3 protein-coding genes are annotated in these 3,135 nt (G+C 68.7%); all 3 read left to right on the top strand.

All coding sequences use genetic code 11. From position 1 onward, the window contains the following. The first annotated feature begins 92 nt into the window (after window positions 1–92). The 3 genes from ybeY to era are packed head-to-tail and all read left to right on the top strand — an operon-like array spanning window position 93 to window position 2,902. Complete coding sequence (ybeY, locus tag AC5RV2_RS16280) at window positions 93–566, top strand: rRNA maturation RNase YbeY (protein WP_493978405.1); 474 nt, start codon at window positions 93–95, stop codon at window positions 564–566. Between the two features lie 9 nt (window positions 567–575). Then, window positions 576–1,910: a hemolysin family protein gene (locus AC5RV2_RS16275; protein ID WP_494093198.1), complete on the top strand. Its 1,335-nt coding sequence runs from the start codon at window positions 576–578 to the stop codon at window positions 1,908–1,910. A gap of 44 nt (window positions 1,911–1,954) precedes the next feature. Further along, window positions 1,955–2,902 carry a GTPase Era gene (gene era / locus AC5RV2_RS16270; RefSeq protein WP_493978553.1) on the top strand — a complete coding sequence of 316 codons (948 nt, stop codon included), beginning with the start codon at window positions 1,955–1,957 and terminating at the stop codon, window positions 2,900–2,902. Window positions 2,903–3,135: the final 233 nt, after the last annotated feature.

Here is a 3,135-nt window from a genome sequence, read left to right as displayed (position 1 = left end):
GAATCGCGCCGCTCGGACGGCGGCCGGGGACCGCGCCGCGCACCCGCGGCCAGGCGGAAGACGGACGTGGAAGCCGGCCCGGAGGATCGAGCATGAGCATCGAGGTCAACAACGAATCGGCCGTCGCCGCCAACGAGGAAGAGCTGGTGCGGCTGGCACGGTTCGTGCTGGACTCCCTCTACGTCCACCCGGAAGCGGAACTGTCGATCATCATGGTCGATACCGAAGCGATGGAGCGGCTGCACATCGAGTGGATGGACGAGCCGGGTGCCACCGACGTGCTGTCCTTCCCGATGGACGAACTGCGTCCCGGCACCGCGATGAAGCCGGGCCCGCCCGGGGTGCTGGGCGACATCGTGATCTGCCCGCAGGTGGCGCAGGAGCAGGCGAAGAAGGCCGGCCACGGCCTGTTGGACGAAATGCTGCTGCTGACCACGCACGGCATCCTGCATCTGCTCGGCTTCGACCACGCCGAGCCGGCCGAGAAGGAAGAGATGTTCGGCCTGCAGCGCCAGTTGCTGTCGTCCTTCACCGGCAAGGCAGCCCCCACCGAAACCACCCTGTAGAGACCGACGATGCTCTGGATACTCGCCGGCATGACGCTGGCTTTCACGCTGTTCGCCGGGGTGCTGACCGCCGCCGAGGCCGCCTTCACCTACCTGCCGCGCCACGACGCCGAAAACCTGCTGCGTTCCGGCCGGAGCCGCAGCCTGCGCCTCATCCTGGCCTCGCCGGCGGCGCACATGCACGGGCTGCGTTTTTGGCGCGTCTGGTTCGAGATGGCCGCCGCCGTCGCCATCGCCCTGCTGTTCCACGACCTGCTGGACAACGTCTGGCTGGCCGGTCTGCTGGCCACCGTCACCATGGCCGCCGTCGGATTCGTGCTGGTCGGGGTTTCCCCGCGGCAACTGGGCCGGATGCACGCCGGCGCCGTCGTGCTCTCCACCGCCTTGCTGGTCAGGCTGCTGTGCTCGATCCTCGGCCCGGTGCCCCAATGGCTGGTCCGTCTGGGCAGCACGGTTGCCCCGAACGCGCCGCGCGCCGACGCGGCCTTCTTCACGGAAGAGGAGTTCCGCGAACTCGTGGACCGGGCCAACGAGTCCGACATGATCGAGGACACCGAGGCGGAACTGATCCACTCCGTCTTTGAGCTGGGCGATACCAAGGTCCGGGCGGTGATGGTGCCGCGCACGGACATGCTCAGCATCGACTCCGGCTCCACCCTGCAGGAGGCCATGACGCTGTTCCTGCAGTCGGGCTATTCGCGGATCCCCGTGATCATGGACACCGCGGACCAGATCCGCGGCATCGTCTACCTGAAGGACGTGGCCGCCAGGATCCATGGCCGGGCCGACCACGGCGCCGGCATGCTGGTGGACCAGATCTGCCGCGAGGTCCGCTACGTGCCCGAGTCGAAGTCGGTCGGCGAGCTGCTGCAGGAAATGCAGCGCGAGTCCACGCACGTGGCGATCGTGATCGACGAATACGGCGGCACCGCCGGCCTGGTCACGCTGGAGGACCTCATCGAGGAGATCGTCGGCGAGATCGTCGACGAATACGACACCGAGCGCCCCGAAATCGAGGCGCTGCCGGACGGCCTGTACCGGGTCAGCGCGCGCACCAGCATCGACGACGTCGGCGAACTGTTCAATCTGGAGCTGGACGACGAAGAGGTGGACACCGTCGGCGGGCTGCTGGCCAAGAGCCTCGGCCGGGTGCCGATCGTCGGCAGCGAAGTGGAGCTGGACGGCCTGCACCTGCGCGCCGAACGGCTGGAGGGCCGGCGCAACCGCGTCAGCCATGTCCTGGCCTGGTACGAAGCGCCCGCCCGGGACCAGTACGCCAACGACGACGGCGCTGCCGCCGCCGATGACCCCGCCCGCATGCCCGGGACGGAGAGGGAACGATGACCAACCCCGAAAACGCCACCGGCGAAGAGAGCACCGACAAGGCCATGGCCATGCCGTCCAGCGGCTGGCCCAAGGACTACCGCGCCGGTTTCGTGTCGCTCGTGGGCCGCCCGAACGCGGGCAAGTCCACGCTGACGAACGCGCTGGTCGGGCAGAAGGTGGCCATCACCTCCGCCAAGCCGCAGACCACGCGGCACACCATCCGCGGCATCGTGCACCGCCCGGATGCCCAGCTGGTGCTGGTGGACACGCCCGGCCTGCACCGGCCCCGGACCCTGCTGGGGCAGCGGCTGAACGACCTGGTGGCGGACACGCTTGCGGAAGTGGACGCGATCGGCTTCTGCCTGCCGGCCAACGAGAAAATCGGTCCCGGCGACCGCTTCATTGCCAACCAGCTGGCCGCCCTGTCCGGCAAGCCAGTGGTGGCACTGGTCACCAAGACGGACCTGATGGACAAGCAGGCGCTGGCCGAGCAGCTGCTGGCGGTCGCGGCGCTGGGCGCGGAGATCTTCGGCCCGGACGGTTTCGCCGACATCGTGCCGGTTTCCGCCGCCAAGGGGGACCAGGTCCAGACGGTCGCCGATGTGCTGGTCCGGCAGATGCCGCTGTCGCCGCCGCTCTATCCCGACGGCGAGCTCACGGACGAACCCGAGGCCGTCATGGTAGCCGAACTGGTCCGGGAGGCGGCGCTGGAGGGCGTGCGCGACGAACTGCCCCACTCGCTGGCCGTGGTGGTCGAGGAGATCGTTCCGCGCGAAGGCCGCAGCGCCGACAACCCGCTGCTGGATGTCCGGGTGAACCTCTTCGTGGAACGTCCGTCGCAGAAGGCCATCATCATCGGCAAGGGCGGGGAGAGGCTCCGTGACGTCGGAACCCGCGCCCGCAAGGGGATCGAGGGCCTGCTGGGCACCCGCGTCTACCTGGACCTGCACGTGAAAATAGCCAAGGACTGGCAACGCGATCCCAAGCAGCTGGTGCGGCTCGGTTTCTGAGCCTCCGGCGCCGCCGGGAACTTTCCCGGGTCGCAACCCGTAGAATACTTAGCGGCCGGTGATTGGCTGGCCGCGTCATTTTTGTCTGGCTTATAACCGTGCAGAGGGGTACCCCGTGGATCATCGCGGCAGTTTCGGTGATGACCCGCAGACCCCGGCGGGACAGACCCCGGCGGGACAGCCGCCAGCTGGGCAGGATCCCGCCCTGCTGTCCCCGGCCGGCGGCACGCCGC

It is taken from the genome of Arthrobacter sp. Y3225116 (genome assembly GCF_059091245.1).
The sequence above is the reverse complement of the archived record's forward strand: the minus strand, read 5'-3'. Positions and strand labels throughout refer to the sequence as shown.